The 19,759-nt window shown below is 69.9% G+C and carries 18 protein-coding genes; 6 read left to right on the plus strand and 12 right to left on the minus strand.

From position 1 onward, the window contains the following. Window positions 1-2 precede the first annotated feature (2 nt). The 3 genes from E1284_RS11090 (at window position 3) to E1284_RS11105 (ending at window position 4,706) form a co-directional block, all read left to right on the plus strand. On the plus strand, window positions 3-2,849 hold the full coding sequence (locus tag E1284_RS11090; RefSeq protein ID WP_207923687.1) for a beta-galactosidase: 2,847 nt from the start codon (window positions 3-5) through the stop codon (window positions 2,847-2,849). Between the two features lie 387 nt (window positions 2,850-3,236). After that, window positions 3,237-4,217, plus strand: a complete 981-nt coding sequence (locus E1284_RS11100; RefSeq protein WP_131938946.1) for an RNA polymerase subunit sigma-70 — start codon at window positions 3,237-3,239, stop codon at window positions 4,215-4,217. 45 nt (window positions 4,218-4,262) lie between these two features. Beyond that, window positions 4,263-4,706: a DUF6069 family protein gene (locus E1284_RS11105; RefSeq protein WP_131938947.1), complete on the plus strand. Its 444-nt coding sequence runs from the start codon at window positions 4,263-4,265 to the stop codon at window positions 4,704-4,706. A 340-nt stretch (window positions 4,707-5,046) separates the two neighbouring features. Here E1284_RS11105 and E1284_RS11110 read toward each other — a convergent pair whose 3' ends face one another. Beyond that, on the minus strand, window positions 5,047-5,511 hold the full coding sequence (locus E1284_RS11110; protein ID WP_131938948.1) for a nuclear transport factor 2 family protein: 465 nt from the start codon (window positions 5,509-5,511) through the stop codon (window positions 5,047-5,049). A gap of 278 nt (window positions 5,512-5,789) precedes the next feature. Here E1284_RS11110 and E1284_RS11115 point away from each other — a divergent pair, with 278 nt between their 5' ends. Together E1284_RS11115 and E1284_RS11120 are read left to right on the plus strand one after the other, a co-directional pair. Beyond that, on the plus strand, window positions 5,790-6,182 hold the full coding sequence (locus tag E1284_RS11115; RefSeq protein WP_131938949.1) for an SSI family serine proteinase inhibitor: 393 nt from the start codon (window positions 5,790-5,792) through the stop codon (window positions 6,180-6,182). A gap of 76 nt (window positions 6,183-6,258) precedes the next feature. After that, window positions 6,259-6,582, plus strand: coding sequence for a hypothetical protein (locus E1284_RS11120; protein WP_131938950.1), 324 nt, complete (start codon window positions 6,259-6,261; stop codon window positions 6,580-6,582). Between the two features lie 13 nt (window positions 6,583-6,595). Here E1284_RS11120 and E1284_RS11125 read toward each other — a convergent pair whose 3' ends face one another. From E1284_RS11125 to E1284_RS11175, 11 genes are all read right to left on the minus strand, one after another. Then, a complete protein-coding gene (locus tag E1284_RS11125) occupies window positions 6,596-7,078 on the minus strand; it encodes a nucleoside deaminase (protein ID WP_131938951.1) in 483 nt (160 codons plus the stop codon). A 14-nt stretch (window positions 7,079-7,092) separates the two neighbouring features. Then, a complete protein-coding gene (locus E1284_RS11130) occupies window positions 7,093-8,103 on the minus strand; it encodes a LacI family DNA-binding transcriptional regulator (RefSeq protein ID WP_131938952.1) in 1,011 nt (336 codons plus the stop codon). 40 nt (window positions 8,104-8,143) lie between these two features. Next, window positions 8,144-9,568, minus strand: a complete 1,425-nt coding sequence (locus E1284_RS11135) for a GH1 family beta-glucosidase (protein ID WP_131938953.1) — start codon at window positions 9,566-9,568, stop codon at window positions 8,144-8,146. Beyond that, window positions 9,565-10,386 carry a carbohydrate ABC transporter permease gene (locus tag E1284_RS11140; protein ID WP_131938963.1) on the minus strand — a complete coding sequence of 274 codons (822 nt, stop codon included), beginning with the start codon at window positions 10,384-10,386 and terminating at the stop codon, window positions 9,565-9,567. Before E1284_RS11140 ends, E1284_RS11135 begins: the two co-directional genes overlap by 4 nt. An 89-nt stretch (window positions 10,387-10,475) precedes the next feature. Further along, on the minus strand, window positions 10,476-11,471 hold the full coding sequence (locus tag E1284_RS11145) for a carbohydrate ABC transporter permease (protein ID WP_131938954.1): 996 nt from the start codon (window positions 11,469-11,471) through the stop codon (window positions 10,476-10,478). A 120-nt stretch (window positions 11,472-11,591) separates the two neighbouring features. Next, complete coding sequence (locus E1284_RS11150; RefSeq protein WP_243714401.1) at window positions 11,592-12,890, minus strand: ABC transporter substrate-binding protein; 1,299 nt, start codon at window positions 12,888-12,890, stop codon at window positions 11,592-11,594. A 198-nt stretch (window positions 12,891-13,088) separates the two neighbouring features. Next, entirely contained in the window at window positions 13,089-14,135 is a 1,047-nt protein-coding gene (locus tag E1284_RS11155) for a LacI family DNA-binding transcriptional regulator (protein ID WP_131938955.1), read from the minus strand. 5 nt (window positions 14,136-14,140) lie between these two features. Then, the gene (locus E1284_RS11160; RefSeq protein ID WP_131938956.1) at window positions 14,141-15,772 is read right to left on the minus strand and encodes a glycoside hydrolase family 13 protein; all 1,632 of its coding nucleotides are present in this window, start codon (window positions 15,770-15,772) and stop codon (window positions 14,141-14,143) included. Window positions 15,773-15,799: 27 nt separating this feature from the next. Continuing rightward, complete coding sequence (locus E1284_RS11165; protein WP_131938957.1) at window positions 15,800-16,624, minus strand: carbohydrate ABC transporter permease; 825 nt, start codon at window positions 16,622-16,624, stop codon at window positions 15,800-15,802. After that, complete coding sequence (locus E1284_RS11170) at window positions 16,621-17,607, minus strand: carbohydrate ABC transporter permease (protein WP_207923688.1); 987 nt, start codon at window positions 17,605-17,607, stop codon at window positions 16,621-16,623. The genes E1284_RS11165 and E1284_RS11170 overlap by 4 nt, the downstream gene beginning before the upstream one ends. A gap of 2 nt (window positions 17,608-17,609) precedes the next feature. Then, a complete protein-coding gene (locus tag E1284_RS11175) occupies window positions 17,610-18,911 on the minus strand; it encodes an ABC transporter substrate-binding protein (protein WP_131938958.1) in 1,302 nt (433 codons plus the stop codon). Window positions 18,912-19,116: 205 nt separating this feature from the next. Here E1284_RS11175 and E1284_RS11180 point away from each other — a divergent pair. Beyond that, the coding region (locus E1284_RS11180) for a nucleotidyltransferase domain-containing protein (protein ID WP_243714402.1) at window positions 19,117-19,759 on the plus strand (643 nt) is incomplete at its 3' end.

The raw sequence follows: 19,759 nt of genomic DNA on the forward strand, positions 1-19,759 counted from the left end.
CCATGCGTGCCAACAGCAAACCCACCGCCGTCATCGCCGCCGTCCTCACCGCCGCCGCGCTCCTCATGGCCCCGGCTCCCGGCCGTCCCGCCCAAGCCGAAACGCACCCCGCCCAAGCCGAAACGCACAACGTCGGCTACGACCGCTACTCGCTCACCGTCGACGGGCAACGCGTCCTGCTGTGGGCGGGTGAATTCCACTACTTCCGGCTCCCGAGCCCGGCCCTCTGGCGGGACGTCCTGGAGAAGATCAAGGCCGCCGGATTCAACGGAGTGTCGCTCTACTTCGACTGGGCCTACCATTCACCGGCTCCCGGGAAATACGACTTCACCGGCGTCAGGGACGTCGACCGGCTCCTGCGCCTGACCGACGAACTCGGCCTCTACGTCGTCGCGCGTCCCGGCCCGTACATCAATGCCGAAACGACCGGCGGCGGCCTTCCCGCATGGCTGAAGACCGTCCCCGGACGTGCCCGCTCCAGCGACCCGAACTACACCGCCGCCTACCGGGACTGGCTCGCCCACATCGACCCGATCATCGCGAAGCATCAGGTCACGCACGGCGGATCGGTCATCGTCTACAACGCCGAGAACGAGTACGCGGCCAACACCGACCCGGCCTACATGGAGGACGTCCAGCGCCAGGCCCGCGCCCACGGAATCGACGTCCCCATCTCCCACAACCAATGCTGCGACGCCTCCTGGACGCCCACGTGGGCGACCGGTCAAGGCGCCGTCCAGATCCCCGGCGTGGACGACTATCCGCAGGCATTCGAATGCCGCGAGCCCGACGTCTGGGGGACCTGGGGCGAGGGCGTCACCGAACGCCTCAGCCCCGATGCGCCCGCCTACGCAGCCGAGTACCAGGCAGGCGCCATCGACGCGAACCGCGCCGGCTACGACAAGTGCCGCGAACTCACCGGCCCGAAGTACATGAAGGTCTACTACAAGTCGAACCTCATCACATCGGGCGCCACGATGTTCGGCTACTACATGGCCTTCGGCGGCACGAACTGGGGACGGCTCGCCCAGCCGAACGACGTCTATACGTCCTACGACTACGGCGCCCCCATCACCGAGAACCGGCAACTCACCGCCAAGTACGACGAGTTCAAACGCCAGGGCCTCTTCTTCACCACGGTCGCGCCTCTCAGCAGAACCGACCCGGCCGAGGCTCCCGCGTCCGACAACGCCGCCGTCCACACTGAGGCCCGAGCCAACCCCGACACCCGCACGCAGTTCGTCCTCGTCCGGCACGCCGACCGCAGAACCGACGACGACCAGTCGGCGAACCTCACCTGGAACACCCCTGACGGCACCTACAACCTGCCTATGACCCTGAAAGGCCGGGACGCGAAGATCCTCGTGGCCGGCTACGACATGGGCGGCCAGCGCCTGGCCGCGACGACCTCCGAACTCCTCACCCACACGACCGCCAACGGGCGAGACATAGCCGTCCTCTACGGCACCGAAGGCACAGCGGGAACGACCGTCCTCCGCTACAACTCACGTCCTGAGGTCAAGGTCCTGGACGGCTCGGTGAAGTCGACCTACTCCAACGGCGACCTCGAACTCGACTACGAACACGACGGCCTGGCCCGGATCCAGATAACAGGCGGAGGCCGGAAGCCCGCACTCCTCCTCATCGGCACCGACGCAGAAGCCGCCAAGTTCTGGCGCTCCGGCGACACCCTCGTCCGAGGAACCGACCTCGTTCGCTCCGTGCAAACCAAGAACGACACCGCAGCGATACGAGCAGACCTGGCCAAGCCAGGCGACATCGAGGTCTTCACCTCAGTTCATCGCCTGACCCTGAACGGCAAGAACCTCCACGCCCGAACAACACCAAGCGGCACACTCCTCGCCCGCGCCAAGGGCCCGCGCCCGGTCAAACTCCCATCTCTCAAGCACTGGCGCACAAAGCAAGGCGCCCCTGAAACATCACCCGACTTCGACGACTCGACCTGGAAGGTCGCCGACCACGCCACCACGGTGAGCCCCATCAAGCCGAAGAACCCACCCGTCCTCTACGCCGACGACTACGGCTTCCACCACGGCCACGTCTGGTATCGCGGCCACTTCACCGCAACGGGCGCGGAGAAGACCGTCAACCTGAACGCCATTACCGGCAAGCACGGCATCTACCAGGTCTGGCTGAACGGCCGCTACCTCGGTTCGGCGGCCGGCGGCGAACAGAAGGACGCAGACGCCCCGATCAACGAGAACCCGGGTCCGGGCACCTTCGAAATCCCCTCCGACCTTCTCCAGAAAGACCAGAAGGCCGTCCTCTCCGTCCTAGTGGAGAACATGGGCCACAACGACGACTGGACGGCCGACGACTACCGCCAGAAGCAGCCGCGCGGCCTGGTCAACGCCGAAGTGACCACGAACCCGGTCACCTGGCGGATCCAGGGAACCGAAGCCGAAGACCAGCTCCGTGGCCCCCTCAGCACGGGCGGTCTCTACGGCGAACGAGAAGGCTGGCACCTACCGTCCGCCCACACGAAGTCCTGGCAACTGGGCTCCCCGACCGACCCCCTCCACCCAGGTGTCCGCTGGTACAGCGCCAACACTCACCTGGCCATCCCCAAGGACCAGGACGTCCCCGTAACCCTGCACGTCGACAAGGGCACAGGCCACTACCGAGCCCTCATCTTCATCAACGGCTGGAACATGGGGGAGTACGTCAACGGTGAAATTCAGCAAGACTTCACCCTCCCCGACGGCATCCTCCACCCCCACGGCAGCAACACCATCACCCTGGCCGTGATCGCAGAAGACACCTCCCACCCCGGCGGGGTCTCCCTGAAGGCCGCCGCGAACCTGCGAGGAGGCGTCCCGGCCCCCTGACCCGCGCTCACCCGGCGGCGGCCAGGCTCCGCAACGACCGCAGAGCCTCGGCCGCCGCCCCCGACCCCGCGCCCTCAGGCCGAAGATGACTCCAGGTGGGTGGGTCGTGGAGGCCGAGCGCGCTGTAAGGCCGGTTACCCTGCTCGGCTGCAACTCGTCCAAGGCGGCCCTGAACGCCATAACCCCCATCTATGGCAACGCCCTCCGCGACGCGGGTATCAGGGGCAACGCGCTCTCCCCAGGATTCTGCGCCACCGACCTCAACGGCCACACAGGCGCCCTGAGCGCGGACGAAGGCGGAGCCCACAGAGCCCTCCCGGTGATGAGTTATCGCGCTCGCAGGCGTCATACATACGACGGGACAGGACGAGGCGGAGGGATGACGTGATGAGGGCGGACGCACGGCTGGAGCTGGGCGAGGTCGACCAGGCGGCCTTCTCGGGGCTGACGGACCGGCATCGGCGGGAGTTGCACGTGCACTGCTACCGGATGCTCGGGTCGTTCGATGACGCCGAGGACGCCGTGCAGGAGACGTTCCTGCGGGCTTGGCGGCGGCGGGAGACCTTCCAGGGGCGGTCGACGCTGCGGGCCTGGCTGTACCGGATCGCCACCAACGCCTGCCTGGACCTGCTCGCCAAGCGCCGTCCTGAGCCCGCGACCGGCGGCGAGGTGCCGTGGCTGCAGCCCTACCCGGACCAGTTGCTGGACGAGGTGCCCGCAGGCGACGCGGACGAGCCGGAGGCCGTCGCCGTCGCGCGGGAGACGATCGAGCTGGCGTACCTGGTCGCGGTCCAGCATCTGGCGCCGCGCCCCCGGGCGGTGCTGATCCTGCGGGACGTGCTCGGCTGGCCGGCCAAGGACGTCGCGGAACTTCTCGGCGACTCCGTCAACAGTGTGAACAGCGCGCTGCAGCGGGCCCGCGCCGGGATGCGGGAGCACCTGCCCGCCGAACGGCAGGACTGGACCGGCGGCGAGGAGGACGCCGAGACGCGCGAGCTGGTGCGCCGCTTCACCGACGCCAGCGTGGCCACCGACATCGACCGGCTCGCCGCACTGCTACGGGACGACGTCCGCTGCTCGATGCCGCCCACTCCTGGCCTGCAGGTCGGCCGAGACGCGGTGGTGAGCGACTGGGTCGAGGACGGCTTCACGCGCTTGACGGGCCTGCGCGCCGTCCGGACCTCCGTGAACCGGCAGTCCGCCGTCGCCTTCTACCTCTGGCAGGAGCCGGAGGGCGCGTACCTGCCGCTGACCATCGACGTCCTGCGCGTCACCGGCGGGGCGATCACCGAGATCACCGTCTTCCACGCCGACCGGTTCCCCCGGCTCGGACTACCGGAGCGCCTGCCGGCGGACGCCGCGGAGTAGGCAAGGCGCACGACATCACACGCCGACCAAACGAAGGGCGATGACATGACCAGCATGAATGACGCCGGGGCGGTCGCGGGCCCGGCGCCGGCCGGGACCGGCCGCTTCCGCCGACTCGCCGGTACCGGCATCGCCGCCGTGCTCGCGGCGATGGCGGTCACCACCCTCGCCGCTGCGGTGGCCCAGGCCGCCGGCGCCGACTTCGAGATCCCCGATGGCGGGGAGTCGATCCCGCTGCCCGGGTTCGCCGTGGTGACCGGCTTCTTCTCGGTCGTGGGCCTCGCCATCGCCGCCGCTCTTCTCCGCTGGAGCGCTCGTCCCGCCACGCGCTTCGTGTGGACGGCGGTCTCGCTGACCGCGATCTCGTTGGTCCCGCCTCTCCTCTCCGGGGCGAGCACCGCCACCACCACAGCTCTTGTCGCGCTGCACCTCGTCCCCGCGGCGGTAATGATCCCCGCCCTGACGCGGTCTCTCCGCACCCTGAGCTAGTGCGGTGTCCACCAAGGTGCACCGGGTGCGTTGACCTGCGGCGTGTTGTTGTTATGAGCGCGTCGGAAGCAACAACACGCCGCAGATCAACGACGGGTGCGTTCGGCTTGGGAGATGGTGCCGAGCCCGCGGGGCTCGGTCCGCGGCTGGCCGGGAAGGTCGTGCCGCTGTCCGAGCAAGCCCCGGATGTGCTACGGGTGTGCTGAGCGCGCTGGTGGTGAGACGGCCGTCGGCGGTTCTCCGGTGGGGCTGCCCGACGAGTTCGCCGTTGTCATGGCGCGGGTCGCCGCTCTGCGGCGGGCCAAGGAGGATGCCGTGATGCCCAGTCTGAGCGTGTCGGCTACGAGGTGGGGCGGACGTGGGCGGGCAGGTACTCGGGGTGGGTCAGGTGGTGGGTCACGTCGCCTGCCAGGTCCATGGTTATGCGGCGTTCGGTGAAGCGCCAGTGGCCCTCGTGCACCTCGAAGGTGTCGTGGTAGGTGCCGCAGGCTATGGGTTGCAAGGGGAGGCCCGGGGCGGCCTGCAGGACGGTGTAGTACGCCTTTGAGGTCGCGGTGCCGGCGGTCTCGTCGACCTCGATGGCGACGTTCGAGGTCACGTGCTTGGTGCGCAGGGTGCCGTCCTCGTGGACGATCACCGTCTTCTCGAACATGCGGGCGATCGCGTCGCCGCCGTGGAGGGTGCCGCCGCTGCCGGTGAAGGCGGCGCCGGCGAACAGGTCGCGGATGCCCGCGAAGTCGGCGTTGTCCACGCACTCGGCGTAGCGGTAGATCAGGTTGGCGATGGCCTGGTGAGCGCACGGTATGCCCCATCTTCGGCGGGTCGCGCCGGCTGCTCGGAACGTGCTCCCGGTGAGCGGGACGGGATATCACATGTCCGGGTCAATTTGTGTCCAAGTGGCATTGCACGGTTGGGCAGACTTGATTTAAGTATTGACCGGTGGCCAGGTTGGGACTTGAGCTGCCCTTGTTTGTGGGAGTTTGCGGCACCTAATGTCTGGATGCGGCGGGACGTCCACCACAATGCGATGTCCCGGCCGGCCCGGTGCCGCAGATCGCGGCGGGCGAATCCAGGGAGGAAGACATGCACATGTCGCGTGCCCGTTTCCGGTGGGCGGCCGTGCTGGCGGGAATGGCGGCCGGCGCATCGGCCGCGCCCGCGCAGGCGGCCGGACCGGCCGGCTCCTACGTGCTCACGGTGGTGCACGAGCTGGGGCCGAAGATCGAGCGCAGCCTGCACTGCGACCCGGACGGCGGGACGCTCATCCAGGCGTCCAGGGCCTGTGACCAGCTGAGACTCGTCGACGGCAGGGTCGAGCGCATCCCCGCGCGGACGGGGGTGTGCACGCTGGAGTACGCGCCGGTCCGGGTGATCGCGCGCGGCAGCTGGCACGACAGGCCCCGGCGTTTCGAGCGGACGTACCCGAACCGCTGCGTCGCCGTGCGCGAGACCGGCGGAATCCTTTTCGGCGGATAACCCCCCACAGACCGCGGGCCGCCGGAATGGGGAAGCGGGGTGCTGTCCGGCGGCCCGCATCAAAAAGGAGGCGTCAATGCTCGCTTTCACCGGGCCCGACGTGCTGGTCACCTACGAGCGCACCGGGGGATTCGCCGGAATCCAGGAACGGGTGGCCGTCGAGAATTCGGGAACGGCCCTCGTCAATGGGAAAAGGGTCGCGCTGGCGGACGACGAGATGCGCGGCCTGCGGGACGCGCTCGGCGGCATCGTCACCACCGGCTCGTCCGAGGCGGGGTGCCGGGTGGCCGACCACTTCACCTACACCCTCGCCTATGACGGGCACCGGGCCACGCGGTGCTGGCTGCCGTCCGACTGGCGCGCGGCCGTCGAGCGGCTGGAGGCGCTGACCCGCAGGTGAGACGTCGCCGCCCTCAGGCGCAGGCGCGGGTGTGCAGGTCGCGCACGGCCGCCTCGAGGGCGGCGACCGGCCCGTCCACGCGGACGCCCGGCACGATGTCCTGGATCGGGATCGCGTTGACCGGGCCCGGCGGGACGCCCAGCTCGGTGCGCAGGTCGACCAGCTGCCGGGCCGACATGACGTACACGATGCGGCCGAGGCCGACCCAGCCGTGCGCGGCCGAGCACATCGGGCAGTGCTCCCCGGAGGTGTAGACGGTCGCCGCCGCCCGCTCCTGCGGCGTCATGTTGGCCGCCGCCCAGCGGGCGATCTCGAACTCCGGATGCCGGGTCTGGTCGCCGCCGGCCACCCGGTTGCGGTCCTCGAACAGGACCTTCCCGGACGCGGCGACCAGCACCGACCCGAACGGTTCGTCGGCCGCCTCCAGCCCCTCGGCGGCCAGCTCGACGCAGCGGTTCAGATGGAGGAGTTCCTCGGCGGACGGTTCGTAACCCATCGGCCGATCGTAGATCACGCCGATTCGCGCAGCACCAGGTGAGGCTGCAGGATGATCACCGGGTCGGCGACCGTCTCGCCGCGGATCCGCGACACCAGCAGCCGCGCCATCTCCACGCCCATCTCCTCCAGCGACTGGTGGACGGTGCTGAGCGGCGGGTCGGCGAGCGGCGCGGCGGAGGAGTCGTCGAACCCGATCACCGCGACGTCGTCGGGGATGCGCCGCCCGCGCCGGTGCAGGATGCGCAGCGCCCCGAACGCCATCGGGTCGCTGGCCGCGAACACCGCGTCCAGCCGCGGCTGCGCGGCCAGCAGCTTCTCCGCGGCGGCGATGCCGCTGGCCTCGCCGAAGTCGCCGTACTCGACGTACTCGGGCAGCCCCGCGTCGGCGAGCGCCTCCCGGTAGCCGGCCAGCCGGTCGATGCCCACCCCCATGTCCTGGGGCCCGGCGATCGCCGCGATGTGCCGCCGGCCCCCGGAGATCAGGTGGCAGACGGCCTCGCGGGCGCCGCTGCGGTTGTCGACGTCGACGTAGCTGACCGGGGTCAGGCCGGGCGGGCAGCCGCCGAGGACGGTCGGCACGCCGTTGGCCTCCAGCTTCGCGGGCAGCGGGTCCTCGGCGTGCAGCGAGGTGAGGAGCACCCCGTCCACGTGCTGGGTGGTGAGGTACTCCTCCAGCCGGCCGTACTCGTCGGGGGAGCGGGCGAGCGCGAGCAGCAGTTGCAGCCCGGTGTCGCCCAGCCCGTTGCTGATCCCGCGGATGATCCCCGCGAAGTACGGCTCGCCGAACAGCCGCTGGTCCGATTCGGCGACGACGAGCGCGACGGTGTCGGTACGACGGGTGACGAGCGTGCGCGCCGCCCGGTTCGGCACGTAGCCGAGCTCCTCGATCGCCCGCAGCACCGCTTCGCGGGCCTGCGGGCTGACCCGCGGCGAGCCGTTGACCACGCGCGACACCGTGCCGCGGCCCACTCCGGCCCGCGCGGCGACTTCTTCCAATGTCGGGCGCGTGCTCCTGCCCGTCATCCGGCCCCCTCTTCTCCGTACCGTCCACCGTCCCCCGGGGTCAGGCCCGTTCGGGCAGCCCGCCCTGCCGGATCACCCCGGCGTACCAGCGCGCGCTGTCCTTCGGCACCCGGCGCTGCGTGGCGTAGTCGACGTGCACCAGCCCGAAACGCTTCGAATAGCCCCAAGCCCATTCGAAATTATCCAGCAGCGACCAGGTGAAGTAGCCGTGCAGCGGCACTCCGTCGGAAATCGCGTCGTGGCAGGCGCGCAGGTGCGCGTCCAGATAGGCGATGCGGCCCGTGTCTTGGACCGTGCCATTCCCGTCAAGTGTCTCGTCGTAGCCCGCGCCGTTCTCGGTGATGTACAGCGGGACGGACGGGTACTCGCGGTGCAGCCTGGTCAGGACCTCGTACAGGCCGCGCTCGTCGATCTCCCAGCCCATCCCGGTGACGGGACGGCCGGCCGGGACGAACCGGACATGGTCGCTGCCCACCCACGGCGAGTGCGTCGAGAACGGCGACGAGGCGGTCTGCGCCGCCTCGCCGGGCGTGCCGGCGACCGTGTGCCGCGAGTAGTAGTTGATGCCGAGCTGGTCGATCCGCTGGTTGATGGCGGCCAGGTCGGCGTCCGGCGGGGTGAACCCGTAGCGGGACGTGTCGGCGAGGACGTCGTCGGGGTAGCGGCCGAGCAGCAGCGGGTCGAGGAACAGCCGGTTCTGCAGCCCGTCGATGCGGCGCGCCGCGTCCACGTCGGCGGGGTCGTCCGACGCCGGGGACACCGCGTACAGGTTGACGGCGGCGCCGAACCGGTTGCCCGGGTGGCGCGCCCGCATCGCCTCGACCGCGAGGCCGTGGCCGAGCAGCAGGTGGTGCGCGGCGAGCAGCGACGCGGCGGCGTCACGCCGTCCGGGCGCGTGCTCGCCCGACGCGTAGCCGAGGAACGCCGCGCACCACGGCTCGTTCACCGTCGTCCAGTGGTGGACGCGGTCGCCGAGCGCGGCGTGCACGTGCGCCGCGTACTCGGCGAACCGGTGCGCGGTCTCGCGCTCCGGCCAGCCGCCCTTGTCCTCCAGCGGCTGCGGGAGGTCCCAGTGGTAGAGGGTCGGCCACGGCTCGATGCCGGCCTCCAGCAGCGTGTCGACCAGCCGCCGGTAGAAGTCGAGCCCCTCGGCGTTGAAGGTGCCGGCACCGTTCGGCTGCACCCGGGGCCAGGAGATCGAGAACCGGTACGCGGTCAGGCCGAGGCTCGACATGAGCGCCACGTCCTCGCGGAACCGGTGGTAGTGGTCGACGGCGACGTCGCCGTTCTCACCGTTGAGGACCTTGCCCGGGGTGGCGCAGAAGGTGTCCCAGATGGACGGCCCGCGCCCGCCCTCTCCGGCGGCTCCCTCGATCTGGTAGGCGGCGGTGGCGGCCCCCCAGCGGAACCCGGTCGGGAAAGGTGCGGCGGGAGCCGCGCTGGTGTCGTCCTGTAGGGAGGTCACGCCTTCACAGCACCTTCCATGATTCCGCCGATGATCTGGCGGCCGAAAATGATGAACACGATGAGGAGCGGCAGGATGGCCACGCTGGTCCCGGCGAACATGAGCGTGTAGTCCTTGAAGTACGCGTTCGCCAGGTTGTTGATGGACAGCTGCACCGTGGGGTTGTCGGGCTGCAGGACCGCGAGCGGCCACATGAACTCGTTCCAGGTCTGCATGAACGTGAAGAGGCCGAGGACGCCCGCCGCCGGGCGCAGCGCCGGCAGCACGACGCGCCAGTAGATGCCGAAGGTGGTGCACCCGTCGACGCGGGCCGCCTCGATCAGCTCGTCCGGGACGGCCTGGTCGGCGTACTGCCGCATCATGAACACGCCGAAGCCGGTGACGAGGAACGGGACGATGACCGCCTGCAGCTGACCCTGCCAGCCGAGCTTCACCATGATCATGTACAGCGGGATGATGCCCATCTGCACCGGGATCATCATCGTCGCGATGATCGTGAGCATCAGCGCGTTCTTGCCGCGGAAGCGCAGCTTGGCGAACGCGAAGCCGGCCAGCGAGGCGAAGAACACCGTGGAGATCGTCACCGCGGCGGATGCGATCGCCGAGTTCAGCAGGCCCTTGGCGAAGTAGGCCTCGGGGTTGTCGAACAGCCGGCCGACGTTGTCGGCCCCGTGCCCGCCGGGCAGCAGCGGCGGCGGGACGTCGGAGACCACGCTGTTGGTGCGGGTCGCGACGATGATCATCCAGTAGATCGGGAAGACCGACAGCGCCAGCGCGACGATCAGCGTGAGGTAGGTCAGCGGGCTCGCGTTCCACATGCCGCGGAACCGGCCGGGCCGCGCGGCGGCGTGCCGTGCTCTGTTGTTCGGGGCGTCGGGCCGCCCGCCGGGGCCTGCGAGGAGCGTGGTCACTTGGAGCCTCCCCCTCCCGTGCGCCGCACGGCCAGGAAGTTGAGCAGGGAGAACACGATGATCATCACGAACAGCGCCCAGGCGACGGTGGCGCCGTAGCCGTACCGGTCATGGCCGAACGCGTTGTCGTACATGTACATCGTGATCGTCTGGAACTGGTGCATCGGGCCGCCGTCCATCTTGTTCGGCGTGCCGACGCTGAACAGGACGGGCTCGGTGAACAGCTGCAGCCCGCCGATCGTCGAGATGATCACCGTGAAGATGATCGTGGGCCGCAGCATCGGCACCGTGATCTGCCAGAACTGCCGGATCCGGGAGGCGCCGTCGATCGCGGCGGCCTCGTACAGGTCCTTCGGGATGGCCTGCATGGAGGCGAGGTAGATCAGCGCGTTGTAGCCGGTCCAGCGCCAGTCCACCATCATCGCGATGGCGATCCAGGACCAGCCGCGGCTGCTCGCCCAGTGGATCGGGTCGATGCCGAACAGCCCGATCACCCAGTTGACCATGCCCCAGTTGGTGTCGAACATCTGGGTGAACACGATCGCGACGGCGGCGGTCGAGGTGACCAGCGGGGCGACCATCCCGATGCGGAACAGGGTCGACATCCGCATCCGCCGGTTCAGCGCGTTCGCGACGAGCAGGGCGATCAGCAGCTGCGGGATGGTCGAGACGGCGAAGATGCCGAGGGTGTTGACCGTCGCGTGCCAGAAGTCGGCGTCGGTCAGCAGGTAGTCGTAGTTGTCGAGCCCGATGAACTTGCGTGTTCCGGACGACAGCTCCCACTGGTGCAGGGAGACCCAGAGGGTGTAGACGAGCGGGAACGCGCCGAAGATCAGGAAGACGATGTAGAACGGCGAGATGAAGGCGTAGGGTGCGCCCTTCAGGTCGAGCCGGGCCAGACGGGCCCGCCAGGTGCGGCCGGGGCCCGGCCGGTCCTTCGCCGGCGAGGGCGGCGGCGGGCCGTTCCGGCTGGGGCGCAGATCGGTGGTCATCGTCGTGCGCCTCCTTTCCGAGGACGGGGCGAAGCGGGGAGAGGCCGGATGGGAACGGCGGCGGCGCCGGCGGGGAGGTAACGGCGCGGCGCCGCCGCCGTGGTCACGGGACGCCGGGGGTTACCTGGCGGCCTTCTTGGCCTCGTCGACGGCCTTCGTCCAGGCGTCGGCCGGCTTCTGCTTGCCCTGGCCCACGGAGATCAGGACGTTCTCCACCGCGGCCCGGACGTCCTCGTTCTTCGGCCCGAGGTGGACGGGCTTCACACCGGCCGCCAGCTCACCGAAGATCTGGCCGACCGGAGCGTCGCCGAAGTAGGCGCTCTTGGCACCCGCGACGGCCGGGTCCTGCGCGGCCTGCGGCGAGGACGGGAAGACGTTCGCGGCCTTGTACGCGGCCACCTGGCCCTCGGGCGAGGTCAGGAACTTGGCCAGCTCGGCGGCGGCCTTCGCGTGCTTGCTCTGCTTGGGCACGGCGAGCCAGGAGCCGCCCCAGTAGCCGGCGCCGCCCGGGGTCTTGGCGACGTCCCACTTGCCCTTGCCGTAGTCGCCGGAGAACTCCTCGATGCCCCCGAGCATCCAGGACGGGCACGGCAGGGCGGCGAAGGTGTCCCGCTTGAGGGCGGTCTGCCACGGCGGGGTGAAGATCGACATGTCCGCGGTGAGCTTGTTCTCCGCGAACTTCAGCGAGGTGTCGAACGCCGTCTTCACGGCAGGGTTGCTGTCGAAGACGAGGTTGTTGCTCTTGTCGAAGAAGCTGTAGCCGGGGCCGTTGCCGGCGTTCTGCAGAACGGTGGCGCGGAACACGGCGGTCGGCCCGTCCAGCCACTTGGTGCCGGGCACCTTGTCCTGGAACTTCTGCCCGGTCGCGAGGAACTGGTCCCACGTCGACCAGAGCTCGGACACCTTCTCGCGGTCGGTGGGGAGGCCGGCCTTCTTGAAGAGGTCCTTGCGGTAGCACATGGCGAGGGGGCCGATGTCGGTGCCGAGTCCGACGAGCTGCTTGCCGTCGGGGGTGACGCCCATCTGCCACTTCCAGGGCAGGAAGTTCTTCTCCAGGTCCTTGCCGCCCTGGTCGAAGAGGTTGACGAACTTGTTCGCCTGCTGCATGTACAGCGGGAGGATGCCCTCCTCCAGCATGACGACGTCGCCGGCGCCGCTTCCGGTTGCCATCCACTGCTGGATGCGCGGCTTGTACTCGTCCAGCGTGGAGACCTTGCGCTGCTTGATCTTCACGTTGGGGTGGGACTGCTCGTACTGCTTGTAGAGCGCGTCGTAGCCCGGCTCGCCGAAGACGTCGACGGTGAGCTCGATCGGCCCGCTGTCGGAGCCTCCCTTGTCGCCGTCGTCGTCGCCGCCGCACGCGACGGACAGGCTGCCGACGAGTACCGCCGCCATCGCCGTACTCAGTCCGCGCCGCATGATGGCCCTCATGGCGGACCCCTCTCAGGTTGTGACTTGCAGTGGTGTGGGAGCGCTCCCACGAAGGAAAGACCGTGACCGGGCTCACTGTCAATCGCCGAGATGGAACCGTTACAAGAAGCTGTCCGCGGAGCGAGGGTGGTCAGGCTTCCTCCGACCCGCGGTCAGCATACGGTCAAGGCGTTCCGACCGGTGCGGTCACCCCTCCTTGACGGGGGTCAGCCGGGCCGCCGCCGGAGCCGGCGCGGTGGACCGCCGCACGACGAGTTCCGGCCGGTAGAGCAGCTCCGTGCGGGAAGCGCGGACACCGCGGATCTCGTCCAGGACGGTGCTCACCGCGGCCATCGACATCTCCCGCACCGACTGCCGGATCGTGGTCAGCGGCGGGTCGAGGTAGGCGGTCAGGAGCGAGTCGTCCATGCCGGTCACGGACACGTCCTCGGGCACCTGGAGCCCCCGCGCCCGCGCCGCCCGGATCGCGCCGAGCGCCATGATGTCGTTGCCGCCGCAGATCGCCGTGCAGCCGGCGTCGAGCAGCTCGGCCGCCGCCGCCTGCCCGCCCTCGACCGTGTACATCGTGTTGACGATCAGCCCCTCGACCTCGTCGGGGCCGAGGTCGGTGTGGGCGGCCATACCCCGCCGGAACCCCTCGGTCTTGCGCCGCGTCGGCACGTACACGTCCTGCCCGATCGCGAGCCCGATCCGCCGGTGGCCCATTGCGGCCAGATGCCCGACGATCGCCTCCAGCGACGCCACGTCGTCGTTGGAGATGAACGGCGCGTCGATGTCGGGCCGGTACCCGTTCACCAGGACGATCGGGAGCGCCTGCTCCAGCAGCCGCGCGTACCGGGCCCGGTCGGAGTTGGCGTTGGCGTGCAGGCCGTTGACGAAGATGATCCCCGCGACGCCGCGCTCCAGCAGCATCTCGATGTAGTCGTCCTCGGCGACGCCGCCCGGCGCCTGCGAGCACAGCACCGCCATGTACCCGTGCCGGGCGAGCGCGCTCTCGATGACCTCGGCGAACGCCGGGAAGATCGGGTTGGTCAGCTCCGGGATGATCAGCCCGATCAGCCCGGCCCGCTGCTGGCGCAGCCGGGCCGGGCGCTCGTAGCCGAGTACGTCCAGGGCGGTCAGCACCGCCTGGCGCGTGGTCGGGGACACGCCCGGCTTGCCGTTGAGCACGCGGCTCACGGTCGCCTCGCTCACCCCGGCATGCGCCGCGATGTCCGCCAGACGCGTCGTCATGGGTTTCAAACTAGCCCCTCCTCGACATCCCACCACAGGGCGGTGTCCGGGGGCAGGTCCAGGTGGCCGCCCTCCAGCTGGACCGGTCCGCTCGCGAGGAGCGGTGTTCCGCGCAGGGGCACGCGGACCGCGCGATCGCCCGTGTTCACCGCGCACGCGAGCCGCCTCCCCCCGTTCTCCCGGACGAAGACAAGTGTGCCGGGTGGGGCCGGTTCCCAGCGCAGTCCGCCGTCGCCGAGCGCCGGGTGCTCGCGGCGCAGGCGCAGCGCGTCGCGGTAGAGCGCCAGCATGGAGCCGGGGTCGGTGTCCTGCGCGGCCACGGTCAGGTCGCGCCACGCGGTGGGGATCGGCAGCCAGGACGCGGCGCCCGCGCCGAAGCCGAACGGGGGCTCCTCGCCCTCCCACGGCAGCGGGACGCGGCAGCCGTCCCGGCCGGCGCCCTCGCCGCGCAGCCGCTGCGGGTCCTGCTGGAACTCCTCCGGCAGGTCGAGCACCTCCGGCAGGCCCAGCTCCTCACCCTGGTAGACGTAGGACGAGCCGGGCAGCGCGAGCGTCAGCAGCGCCGCCGCGCGGGCGCGCCGCAGCCCGGTCTCGCCGTCGCCGTACCGGGTGACGTGCCGTTTCACGTCGTGGTTGGACAGCACCCAGGTCGCCGGGGCGCCGACCTCTGCGGCGGTGGCCAGCGACTCCTCGATCACCTGGCGCAGACCGTCCGCGTCCCAGGGCGCGGTCAGGTAGTGGAAGTTGAACGCCTGGTGCAGTTCGTCGGGGCGGGTGTAGTGGGCGAGCCGCTGCGGGGTCGGCGCCCACGCCTCGGCGACGGCGATCCGCTCGCCGCCGTAGGAGTCGAGCAGGCGCCGCCACGCGCGGTGGATGTCGTGGACGGGGTCCTGGTCGAAGTACGGCAGGACGGCCGTGCCGAGCATCTCGACCTGGTTCGGGTGGCCGACGTCCGGCAGCCCCGGGGCCTTGGCCATGCCGTGGGCGACGTCGACGCGGAAGCCGTCCACGCCGAGGTCGAGCCAGAACTTCAGGATGTCGGAGAACTCGGCGTGGACCTCCGGGTTCTCCCAGTTCAGGTCGGGCTGCTCGGACGCGAACAGGTGCAGGTACCACTGGCCGTCCGGCAGCCGGGTCCAGGCGGGGCCGCCGAACACCGACTCCCAGTCGTTCGGGGGCTGCGCGCCGCCGGGGCCGCGCCCGTCCCGGAAGATGTAGCGGGCGCGCTCGGGGGAGCCGGGCGGTGCGGCGACCGCGGCCTGGAACCAGGCGTGCGCGTCGGAGGTGTGGTTCGGGACGACGTCCACGATGATCCGCAGGCCGTGGGCGTGCGCGTCCGCGATCAGATCGCGGGCGTCGGCGAGCGTGCCGAACAGCGGGTCGACGTCGCGGTAGTCGGCCACGTCGTAGCCGAAGTCGGCCATCGGGGAGACGTAGAACGGGGTCAGCCACAGCGCGTCCACACCGAGGCCGGCCAGGTAGGGCAGGCGCGACCGGATGCCGGGCAGGTCGCCGACCCCGTCGCCGTCGGAGTCGGCGAAGCTGCGCACGTACACCTGGTAGATGACGGCGTCGCGCCACCAGCGGGTGCCCGCCTCCTCGTGGGAGGCGTGGGCGAGCAGGGTGTCCTGGGTCATGAACATCCTTCGTAATCGGGTCGGGAGCTACTTGACGCCGCCGGCGGTGAGCCCGGCGACGATCCGGCGCTGGAAGACCAGCACGAGGGCGATCAGCGGGACGGTCACGATCACCCCGGCCGCCATCTGGGTGCCGAACGGCTGGTCGAACCCGGAGACGCCGGTGAACTTGGAGATCGCGACCGTGGCGGTCTGCATCTCCTTCTTGTTGACCACGGACAGCGCGATGAGGAACTCGTTCCACGCGGCGATGAAGGTGAGGATCGCCGTGGTGAACACCCCGGGCGCCGCCAGCGGGACGATGATCTTGCGGAAGGCCTGGCCGCGGGTGCAGCCGTCCACCATCGCGGCCTGCTCCAGCTCGAACGGCAGCTGCCGGAAGAACGCGGTGAGCAGCCACACCGACAGCGGCAGCGCGAACCCGAGGCTGGGCAGCACCATCGCCTGGTAGGTGTTGATCCACTTGATGTCGGTGAAGAGTTTCAGCAAGGGGACGAGCTGGGAGATTCCAGGGAACATCGTGGTCGCGATGATCAGGCCGAGCACCGCGTTCTTGAACCGGAAGTTCAGCCTGGCCAGCGCGTACGCGGTGAACGTGCCGATCAGCAGCGTCAGCACGGTCGTGCTGCCGGCCACGATGACGCTGTTCAGCAGCGCCCGGCCGAACCCGTTGCCGCCGGAGAAGACCGCGGAGAAGTTCTCCCACGACCACCGGGCCGGGACGATCGAGTTGTCGAACTGGTCCTGCGGGCGGCGGAACGCCGAGACCGTCATCCAGTAGAACGGCGCGAGGCAGTAGACCGCCACCGCGGCGAAGCCGAGGTAGGACAGCAGCCGTTTCGCCTGTGTCATGATGCCGCCTTCTTGCGCTTCGACTGCTGGCGGGCCTCGCCGATGATGTCTGCGCCGAGCAGCTTCACGAACAGGTAGGCGATCAGCGCGATGTAGAGGAACAGGACGGTCGCGTACGCCGCCGCCGACCCGTACCGCAGGTTGGACGCCTCGAACCAGGCGATCATCGTCAGCGTCTCCACCGATCTCTGGTTGACGCCGATGAGCACGGCGGGCAGGTCGAACATGCGCAGGACGTCCAGCATCCGGAACAGCACGGCGACCAGCAGCGCGGGCTTCACCAGCGGCAGCGTGATGCGGAGGAACTGCTGGACGGGCCCGGCGCCGTCGACCCGCGCGGCCTCGTAGACGTCCCGGGGGATCATCTGCAGCCCGGCGAGGACGAGCAGCCCGATGAACGGGGAGGTCTTCCACACCTCGGCGATGACGATGGCCATCTTGGCGGCGAAGCCGTCGGCGGTCCACAGGATCTGCCGGCCGAGGACGGCGTTCGCGGCGCCGTCCGCCTGGAAGATCCACCGCCACAGCAGGCCGGAGATCGCGGTCGGGATCGCCCAGGGCACGAGGATGCTCGCCCGCACGATCGCCCGCCCCTTGAACGCCTGGTGCATGATCAGCGCCATCGCGACGCCGATCAGCGTCTCCAGCACGACCGTCGTCAGCGTGAAGAACGTGGTGTTGGAGAAGGCGTTCCAGAACGCGCCGGCGCGGTCGCCCTGGAAGATCGCGGTGTAGTTGTCCAGGCCGACGAACCGGTCGCCCTCGACGACGAACCCCTGCGCGTCCAGGCCCTCGCCGCGCGCGTACAGCGACTCGCGGAACCCGGCGAGGACGGGGTAGCCGATGACCAGCGCGAGCACGAGCAGCGTGGGGGACAGCAGCAGCGCGGCGAGGCGCTTCGTCCCCTGCACGTCGCGCTTGCGCCTGCGCGGCGCGTCCGCCGCGGAGGTGCCCGCGGCGGACGGCGTCTCGGTGGTGGTCACGGTCACTGCGCGGTCAGCGGCTGGAGTTCGGCCTGCAGGTCCGACAGGGCCTGGTCGACGGGCTTCTTGCCGGTCACCGCGTCGTACATGTCGCCCTGGATCGCGGCGGTCACGTCGCCGTACTTCACCGCGACCGGGCGCGGCTTGGCGTTCGCGATGGCCTGCTTCAGGACGGGCAGGTACGGGAACTTCTTCACCATCTCCGGGTCGTCGTACAGTGCCGCGACGGTCGGGGCCTGCGAGGTGGCGAGCAGGTTGGCGCGCTGCGACTGCTCACCGGTCAGGTACCGGATGAAGTCGAGCGAGGTCGCCTTGTTCTTGGCGAACGCGGAGATCGCGAGGTTGTGCCCGCCGAGGTTGGCGACGCCGGGGCCGTTCGGGCCGGGCAGCGGCGCGACCGCGAACTTGCCCGCGACCTTGGACGAGCCGTCATCGGAGTTGGCGAGGGCGTACTGGTAGGGCCACTGCCGCTGGAAGACGAGCTTGCCGGACTGGAAGTAGCGGCGCCCGCCTTCGGTGCTGAGGGTGACGGCCTCCTTCGGCATGTGCTCCTTCTTGGCGTTCACCAGGAACTCGACGCCCTGCTTGGCCTGCGGGGTGTTCAGCGCGGGCTTGCCGTCCGCGCCGATGATCGAGCCGCCGGCGCTGCCGATCGCCTCGACCGCGCTGATCGTCATGCTCTCGGTCTTGTTGACCTCGGTGAAGAAGCAGTCGATGCCCTTCGCCTCGGGCAGCTTCCCGACCTTCTCGCAGGCGTCCCACATCTCGTCGTAGGTCTTCGGCGGCGCCGAAATCCCGGCCTTGTCGAGGAGGTCCTTGCGGTAGTAGAGCATCCCGGCGTCGGACGTGGACGGCACCGCGTACAGCCGGTCGCGATACTGCCCGGTGGTGATCGTCGCGGGCAGCATCTTGGACAGGTCGATCTTGTCCTTGGGCAGCTCGGCGAGCCAGCGGTTGGCGGCGAACTCGGCGGTCCACACGACGTCCAGGTTCAGCACCGAGTAGGCGTCGGACTTGGTGGTGGCGTTCTGGATCATCTGCTGGCGCTGGTCGTTGGGCTCGTCCGGCAGTTCGATGATGCGGACCTGCTCCTTCGGGTGCTCGGCGTTCCAGCCGTCGACCTGCTTCTGCAGGTGGCCGGAGCGGTCCTTGCCGGTGACGAAGGTGATGGGGCCGCGGCCGTCCAGCGCCGCCGCGCCCGCGCCGCCCGCGGTGCCGCCGCCGTCATCGCCGCCGCAGGCGGAGAGCGAGAGCGCGACGGCGGCGCACATGACCGTGGCGCCGATCAGGGGGATGCGCCGCATGGTGTCCTCCTTCGCGGGACGGGCCCTCGCCGGGCCGCCCGCAGGTCCGTACTGGGGGTGACTGGACCGGGACGTTAGCAACGCGTTTCAGTTCCGTAAACCGCTTGCAGAAACTTTCTGCAAGTCTGTGGCCGATCTGTAACCGGCTTACAGCGGCCGGACAATCCGCTCGACGCGCCCCCGGGGCCTGCGCCAGGCTGCCTCCGTGACGAATCCCGATCATGGCGCCGCCCTGGACCTCGTCCGCGACCACACGATCCTGTCGGTGGTGACCGGCGGGCGAGCCTACGGGCTGGCGACCGATGCGAGTGACGTGGACCGGCGCGGCGTCTACGCAGCGCCGGCCCCGCTGTTCTGGCGTTTCACCAAGCCGCCGACCCATGTGGACGGCCCGCTGCCCGAGCAGTTCTCGTGGGAGCTGGAGCGGTTCTGCGAGCTCGCGCTGGGCGCGAACCCGACCGTCCTGGAGTGCCTGTGGTCGCCGATCGTGGAGAACGCCACACCGATCGGCGAAGAACTGCTGGCCGTCCGCACGGCCTTTCTGTCCCGTCACGCGCACCGCACGTTCCTCGGCTACGCCGAGTCCCAGTTCCGCAAGCTGGAAGGCGACTTGCGCAACGGCGGCGCGCCGCGCTGGAAGCACGTCATGCACATGCTGCGGCTGCTGGAGAGCGGCCTGCACCTCGTCCGCCATGGTGAGCCGCGTGTGGACGTCGGCGACCTGCGCGACCGCCTCCTCGCCGTCCGCCGCGGCGAGGTCGGCTGGGCCGAGATCGACACCTGGCGGACCTCCCTGACCGCCGGGATGGACGAGGCTCTGGCCCGCAGCCCCCTCCCGGTCTCTTATA

This window comes from Actinomadura bangladeshensis (assembly GCF_004348335.1).
Classification (GTDB): Bacteria; Actinomycetota; Actinomycetes; order Streptosporangiales; family Streptosporangiaceae; genus Spirillospora; species Spirillospora bangladeshensis.